Origin of the sequence: Williamwhitmania sp., assembly GCA_035529935.1 — a bacterium.
Classification (GTDB): domain Bacteria; phylum Bacteroidota; class Bacteroidia; order Bacteroidales; family Williamwhitmaniaceae; genus Williamwhitmania.
Genome location: DATKVT010000079.1, coordinates 1 through 7,232 on the forward strand (window position 1 = coordinate 1; position 7,232 = coordinate 7,232).

General features: G+C 43.1%; 6 protein-coding genes and 2 tRNA genes. 5 read left to right on the plus strand and 3 right to left on the minus strand.

All coding sequences use genetic code 11. From position 1 onward, the window contains the following. Both VMW01_06320 and VMW01_06325 read left to right on the plus strand, forming a co-directional pair. Window positions 1-1,157 (plus strand): sigma-54 dependent transcriptional regulator (locus tag VMW01_06320; GenBank protein ID HUW05857.1); only part of this gene is annotated, 1,157 nt, incomplete at its 5' end. After that, window positions 1,147-2,502 (plus strand): ATP-binding protein, encoded by a 1,356-nt coding sequence (locus VMW01_06325; protein HUW05858.1) that lies wholly within the window; start codon window positions 1,147-1,149, stop codon window positions 2,500-2,502. The genes VMW01_06320 and VMW01_06325, both read left to right, overlap by 11 nt. Before the next feature lie 82 nt (window positions 2,503-2,584). On the opposite strand, the gene VMW01_06330 is transcribed toward VMW01_06325, so the two are convergent. The 3 genes from VMW01_06330 to VMW01_06340 form a co-directional block, all read right to left on the minus strand. Further along, window positions 2,585-2,659: transfer RNA gene (locus tag VMW01_06330), tRNA-Val, on the minus strand. Window positions 2,660-2,682: 23 nt separating this feature from the next. Further along, window positions 2,683-2,757 (minus strand) — tRNA-Val (locus VMW01_06335). 99 nt (window positions 2,758-2,856) lie between these two features. After that, window positions 2,857-4,146 carry a folylpolyglutamate synthase/dihydrofolate synthase family protein gene (locus VMW01_06340; GenBank protein ID HUW05859.1) on the minus strand — a complete coding sequence of 430 codons (1,290 nt, stop codon included), beginning with the start codon at window positions 4,144-4,146 and terminating at the stop codon, window positions 2,857-2,859. 125 nt (window positions 4,147-4,271) lie between these two features. Here VMW01_06340 and VMW01_06345 point away from each other — a divergent pair, with 125 nt between their 5' ends. The 3 genes from VMW01_06345 to VMW01_06355 all read left to right on the plus strand — a co-directional run. Continuing rightward, window positions 4,272-5,594: a PhoH family protein gene (locus VMW01_06345; protein HUW05860.1), complete on the plus strand. Its 1,323-nt coding sequence runs from the start codon at window positions 4,272-4,274 to the stop codon at window positions 5,592-5,594. 65 nt (window positions 5,595-5,659) lie between these two features. After that, complete coding sequence (locus VMW01_06350) at window positions 5,660-6,151, plus strand: histidine phosphatase family protein (GenBank protein HUW05861.1); 492 nt, start codon at window positions 5,660-5,662, stop codon at window positions 6,149-6,151. 24 nt (window positions 6,152-6,175) lie between these two features. After that, the coding region (locus VMW01_06355; GenBank protein HUW05862.1) for a hypothetical protein at window positions 6,176-7,232 on the plus strand (1,057 nt) is incomplete at its 3' end.

Genomic DNA, 7,232 nt, shown 5'->3' on the forward strand with positions numbered 1-7,232 from the left:
AAAAGATTCTCGAACTCGATTCTTCTGCCATAGTGCTATTTATTACAGCATACGGTGATGCCGAAAAGGCCGTTAAGGCAATAAAAGCGGGGGCAACGGATTTCATTCTCAAACCTTGGCAGAACGAGAAATTGATAGCCACGATCTCCTCTGCGTTAAAGTTACGCATGTCGAAAGATGAGGTAGATACCCTAAAGTTGAAGCAAAAGGCCTATACGGAGGCCATCGACCAACCCTTTACTGATTTTATTGGAGAATCGACCAAGATGAAGGAGGTTTTTGCAACCATACAAAAGGTAGCAAAAACTGATGCAAACATTCTCATACTAGGAGAGAACGGAACAGGAAAAGAGCTGGTTGCCAGAGCACTATATCGAAATTCGAATCGAAGAGACGACATTTTTTTAAGCATTGACCTTGGCTCATTAAGCGAATCGCTATTTGAGAGCGAACTCTTTGGCCATGAAAAGGGAGCATTTACTGATGCCAAGAAGGAGAAGCCAAGCCGCTTTGAGGTGGCGCATAACGGCACCCTATTCCTCGACGAGATTGGCAACCTCTCCATGCCTCTTCAGGCAAAGTTACTTACTGCTATCGAACGTCGTGAAATCACGCGAGTTGGTGCAAACAAACCAACACCCGTTGACGTTAGGCTTGTCTGTGCCACCAACAACGACATTCACCAGCTCGTATCTAGTGGCCAATTCCGACAAGATCTACTATACCGAATTAACACTGTTGAAATACACCTTCCACCTTTAAGAGAAAGAGGAGATGACATTGCCATTCTTGCAAAGCACTTTCTTTCCATTTACTCGAAAAAATACAAAAAATCCATCCGCGGAATTGCTGCGGAATCGCAAAAGAAGCTACTTCAGTATTCTTGGCCTGGGAATGTAAGAGAATTGCAGCATGGCATTGAACGTGCCGTAATAATGAGCGAAACTGACATGCTCATGCCCGATGATTTCTTTCTTACCGGTTCAAAAGAAAAATGTGCCGAGATTGACCTCGAAACGTACAACCTTGAGCAAATTGAAAGAAATGTGATTATGAAGGTATTAAAGCAGTTCAACGGAAACATTACCCAGGCAGCCACAGAGTTAGGAATTACAAGAACATCGCTCTACCGAAGAATGGAAAAATATGGTCTATAGGAACTTTAGGGTTAACATAGTAGTTCGACTACTGATTCTGTCGATGAGCATTTTTGCCCTCTTCTACACAATCAGCAACTACAACTTTTTTATCACCCCACTCCTGATTGGAGTTTTCATCTTTCTGCAAATCTATGCCCTCTTTAAGTTTGTTGATAAGACTAACCGTGATTTGGCTAGTTTTCTCGAATCGATTAGGTTTTCAGAATTTACTAGAACCTTTCAGGTTGAAGGCATGGGCAGCTCGTTCGATGAACTCAGCAAGGCTTTCAACGATGTAATCAACGACTTTCAGGCTGTTCGCTCGCAGAAGGAAGAGCATTTCCAGTATCTGCAAAGCATTCTACAAAACATCGACGTGGCCATTATTGCCTTTCAAAAAGATGGCACTGTAGAGATGATTAACAAGGCAGCCAAGGTACTATTCCAGGCTCACAGCCTCAAGAATATCAAGCAGCTAGCCGCTGTGAGCTACGAGCTGGTAGATAAGTTGCTCAACATCAACCCAGGTGAAAATACGCTGGTAAAGGTTCAAATTGACGACGACCTTCTCCAGCTGGCGGTATTTTCTACTGAGTTTCACATTCACCGCAAGGAGATAGTTCTGGCCACAATAAAGAATATCCAAAGCGTATTGGAAGATCAGGAGACTGAAGCATGGCAAAAGCTAATAAGCGTGCTTACCCATGAAATCATGAATTCCATAACTCCAATCGCATCGCTTTCCTCCACCCTTGACGGGATGCTAAAAGCCATCAAGGAAAACAAAGAACAGGATCAGGAAATTGATGAGGAGACTACCGAAGAGATTCAGCAGGCCATGCAAACCATCCACAAGCGCAGCACTGGACTTCTACACTTTGTTAACACCTACCGCAACCTAACCCGAATTCCAAAGCCAAACTTCAAAATAACCAAAGCAAAAACACTATTTGAAAATATTCGACCACTGGTTGAGGAAGATATTCGCCACAGCGGCATCGCCCTAAGTATTGAAGTTGATCCTGAAGATTTGGAGTTTTCCATCGACGAAAATCTAATTGAGCAGGTACTTATTAACCTTGTAAAGAATGCATCACAAGCCTTTGATGGCAAGGTCACCCCACGTATAGAAATTAAGTGCTTCAGAAATAAGAGAGCAAAAGTGACCATTCAGGTTTCCGATAACGGTCAAGGAATATTACCGGAGGTACTCGACAAAATATTCATCCCCTTCTTTACCACAAAACCGAAAGGATCGGGAATTGGGCTAAGCCTTTCACGCCAAATAATGCGGCTTCACGGTGGCAGCATTACGGCAAACTCCGTGTTGGGTGAAGGCACCACATTTACGCTAATCTTCTAACAAAAAGACGTTCCTTGAAGAACGTCTTTTTTGCGTAATCACGCATCGTTAAAATACAAAAGCCTCGTAAAACGAGGCTTTGTGGGAACAATAGGATTCGAACCTATGACCCTCTGCTTGTAAGGCAGACGCTCTGAACCAGCTGAGCTATGCTCCCAATAAAAAAATTCAACTTTGGTGTGGGAACAATAGGATTCGAACCTATGACCCTCTGCTTGTAAGGCAGACGCTCTGAACCAGCTGAGCTATGCTCCCAAAGATTGAAACTTTAGCAAATCGTTTTTTGCCTAAAGCGGTGCAAATATAGCTCACTTTTTCAAATTCACAAAGGACCCCTGCAAAAACTTAATGAAATTAGACCACCTCAGCAACAACAAACGTACTTCCTCCTATGAAAACCAAATCGTTAGGTTCAGCATTTATTTTCGCCGCATTAAAAGCCTCCAAAACATTTGGGTAGCAGGCCCCAATAAGATCAAAACCAGAAGCCAACTCCTTCAAGGTTGTCTCCGACATCGCTCTTGGAATGGAAGCCTTCGTGAAGTAATAGGTGGCGCTTTTGGGTAATAAACCTAGAACTCCCCTTACATCCTTATCCGAAACCATACCTAAAACAAAATGCAACTTCCGGTGAGGTGTAAGTTCGAGCTGCTTCACTACGTATCCTATTCCATCCACATTATGTCCAGTATCACACACTACTAACGGATTGATTCCCAATATTTGCCAGCGCCCCTTCAAACCAGTATTTTGAGCAGCACTGCTGAGCCCTTGCAGGACTGCGGCGGGAGAAACACGAGGAAAGCGGTCAACCAAAATCTGAATTGCAGCTAAAACAGTTAGAATATTATGCTCCTGATATGCGCCGCCAAGGTCAATCTCCACTTGGTCTCTGGCAACCAATAACGGGCCATTTATCCTGAACCATTGCCTACCGTTAGAAGAGAAGCCGTGATCTTCAACTGTAAGCATCCTATCGGCCAATATAAGCGAGGTGCCAACCTCCTTGGCTTTAGTCGTAAAAACATGCAAATAGGCGGGGTTTGATTCACCTAAAACAGCAGGAACATTGGGCTTAATGATTCCAGCCTTTTCAAAAGCAATTTTTTCAAGCGTATCACCCAGAAGGTCGGTATGATCGAGACCAATATTGGTAATTACACTTAACTCTGGGGTAATAATGTTGGTAGAATCGAGCCGTCCACCAAGGCCAACCTCAACTACGGCCACATCCACTTTTTCGCGAGCAAAGTAGTCGAAGGCCAGCGCTACTGTCATTTCAAAAAACGATGGCCGGATTTGCTTGAAAATTGCTTTGTTGTTTTCAACAAACAATACAACCTCCTCTTCTGGGATAGGTTGTCCATTAATTTTGATTCGTTCACGAAAATCCTTTAGATGAGGAGACGTATATAGCCCAACACGATAGCCAGCCTGGGACAAAACGGCAGCCAGCATATGTGATGTTGAGCCTTTTCCATTCGTTCCAGCAACATGAATACTCTTAAACTGCCTATGAGAGTGATTAAAATGTTCGTCGAGAGCCAAGGTATTTACCAAATCTGCCTTGTAAGCAGCCTTTCCCAACCGCTGAAACATTGGCAACTGGCTAAAAAGGTAATCTAAAGTTTCTTGGTAGGTCATAATAAATGTATTGCGCAAAATTACCGAAAAGCTATCCGCATTATTCAACCTTTACCAGCAAATTTTTGAACAATGGTGGTAAAAAATTGCTACTTTTAAGAATAATTCTTTCAATCCACCATGCTATGAGCAAAAACATTAAAACCTTCGTGCTCGACACCAACGTTCTCTTGCACGACTTCAAGTGTATTTACAACTTTCAGGAAAACGACATTGTATTGCCAATTGTGGTTCTTGAAGAGTTGGATAAGTTCAAGAAAGGGAACGAGCAAATCAACTTCAACGCACGGGAGTTGGCTCGCGAGCTCGATAAGATAACGGGTGACCAGCTCTTTACCACTGGCATAAAGCTAGGGAAGGGACTGGGGAAGTTGCGGGTTGAAACGGGAAAACCCTTCTCCAAGCAGATGACCGAATCGTTTACCGAAGACACACCCGACCACCGCATTCTAGCCATTGCCGATTACCTCTCCAAAACCATTAAGGGTAGTCCAGTTATCCTCGTTTCAAAAGACATCAACCTCCGGCTAAAAGCCAAGTCACTTGGGTTACAGGCGCAGGATTACCTCTCCGACAAAGTCAGAGACATTGAGGTTATTAGGAAGGAAGTTGACATATTGTGCAACATCGATGACGAAATAATCGCTAGGTTATACCAATCAAACGAAGGTCTTCTGGCAAAGGAACTAAAGGCAAAATTCCATCCAAACCAATACGTTGTCCTCAAGGGAGCAAATTCAAGCGCCTTAGTTTACTATGACGGTGGCACAGAGACGTTACACCGCATTGAGAAGCAGCGAGCCTATGGAATTGAGCCTCGCAATTCAGAACAGACCTTTTCACTTGATGCTCTTTTAAGACCAGAAGTTCAGCTTGTTGCACTTACAGGAAAGGCAGGTACCGGGAAAACGTTACTAGCCTTGGCAGCGGCGCTACACCAGGAGAGGAGTTACGAAACAATTCTGCTTGCACGGCCAATTATGCCGCTTGCAAATCGTGATCTAGGATTTCTACCTGGTGACGTTAACGAAAAAATTGGTCCCTACATGCTACCCCTATTCGACAATCTTGCGGTAATCAAGAATCGCTTTAAGTCGCAGAGTAGAGAGTATATGCACATAGAGGAGATGTTGAAAACAGAGAAGTTATTAATTACACCCCTTGCCTACATCCGGGGCAGAAGCTTATCCAACGTCTTTTTCATTGTTGATGAAGCACAAAACCTTACTCCGCACGAGGTGAAAACAATTATTACCCGCGCTGGGGAGGGCACTAAATTTGTGTTTACTGGCGATATTAACCAGATTGACTCCCCATACCTCGACATTAAATCGAACGGGTTAACCTACCTGAGCGACAAAATGCACGGACAGGAAATATTCGCCCATGTAAATTTGGTTAAAGGAGAGAGAAGTCCTCTCGCCGAGTTGGCAAGTGACATCTTGTAGAAATATTTGTTGAAACAATTAGGTGCATGAATCCAAGGTCATGCACCTAACCAAATTGCACTTTTATGAAACAACTCATACTGGTTCGCCATGGTAAGGCATCTGTGTCCGAGGAAGCCTTCGAAGACGTTGACCGTCCTTTAAAATTACGTGGCATAAAAGATTCGCTTGCAATTGCAAAAACGCTCAAAGAGAAGAACATAACTCCAACACAGATTATTAGCAGCCATGCGGCACGGGCATGTCACACTGCCACCATTTTTGCAGAATGCCTGCATTACCCACTAGAGTCGCTCTCCCTTACCTCAAAGCTTTACAGTGCCAATCTTAAGGATATCTTGGACTTGATTCATCAAACGGAAGATAAAATTTCGGTACTCCTACTTGTAGGCCACAATCCCACATTTACTTATGCAACAAACGAGTTTCTCAAAGATCCAATTTACGATTTACCAACAGCTGGCGTAGCTATCCTCAACTTTAGCGCTGAGGGATGGCAGTCCATTTCCAGAAAAAGTTTAAGCAGTTCTGAGTTCGTTTTTCCAAAGAAAGATTAGTATATAGAACATTAATGGCGCACTATGTTTAAAAAGACTCCCCGCTATATTAACCGAGAAGTAAGCTGGCTTTCATTCAACCGCAGGGTACTGCAGGAGGCGGAAAACCCTTCAGTTCCTCTTGTTGAACGAATTCGATTCTTGGGGATTTTCTCCAATAACCTAGATGAGTTTTTTAGAATTAGAGTAGCAACGCTGCGGCGTTCGTTAGAGTATGAAAAGAAAGCCAAAGAATATTATGGAGACAATCCAAAGAGAATTTTAAACAGGCTTCAACGACTTGTAAAGGATTATCAGAAGCGATTTGACTCCATTTTTCTGGAGCTAAAGCAAGAACTTCAAAAGGAAAATATATTTATTGTTGATGAATCATCGTTGACGCCAGATCAGACATTATACATTCAAGCCTACTTCGAGAGTCAAATTCTCAATGTGCTCTCGCCCATTATGCTCACCCAAGTGGAGCAGTTTCCCGAGCTGAAGGACATGACCATATACTTGGCCGTTAAAATGACCAGCCGAAAGAAGTTAGCCAAGGAGTTTGCTATAATCGAAATACCAACTTCCGAGTTCTCCCGATTTGTCCAGCTACCTAGCAGCAATGAAAACAAGTATATTATCCTCTTGGATGACGTCATTCGCCTTTGCCTTGATCAAGTATTTTCCATTTTTAGCTACGACAGTTTTGAATCATACACCATTAAAGTCACTCGTGATGCAGAGTTGGATGTTGACAACGACATCTCCGAAAGTCTTCTAGAGAAAATTGCCAAGGGGGTAAAAAATCGAAAGAAAGGCGATACGGTCAGGTTTGTTTACGACAGCAAAATTGCTGGAGATCTGCTAGCCTACATTGTTCAGAAAATGGACTTGGACCAGTATGACACTGTAATTCCTGGAGGAAGATACCATAACTTTAAAGACTTCATTAAATTTCCGAACCTTGGGAAAAAGAGTTTGGTATACGAGCCACTTAAGTCCGTTCCTATTCCCGTTTTAGACAAGAATAAGTCCATACTACAAGTAATGAAAGATAGGGATCTACTGCTCCACTATCCCTACCATAACTTCTCCTACTACA

Excerpts from the sequence above, each read along its gene's own strand:
- VMW01_06345 (HUW05860.1), top strand. The coding sequence starts at position 4,272 with ATGAGCAAAAACATTAAAACCTTCGTGCTCGACACCAACGTTCTCTTG.
- VMW01_06340 (HUW05859.1), bottom strand. The coding sequence starts at position 4,146 with ATGACCTACCAAGAAACTTTAGATTACCTTTTTAGCCAGTTGCCAATG.
- VMW01_06325 (HUW05858.1), top strand. The coding sequence starts at position 1,147 with ATGGTCTATAGGAACTTTAGGGTTAACATAGTAGTTCGACTACTGATT.
- VMW01_06350 (HUW05861.1), top strand. The coding sequence starts at position 5,660 with ATGAAACAACTCATACTGGTTCGCCATGGTAAGGCATCTGTGTCCGAG.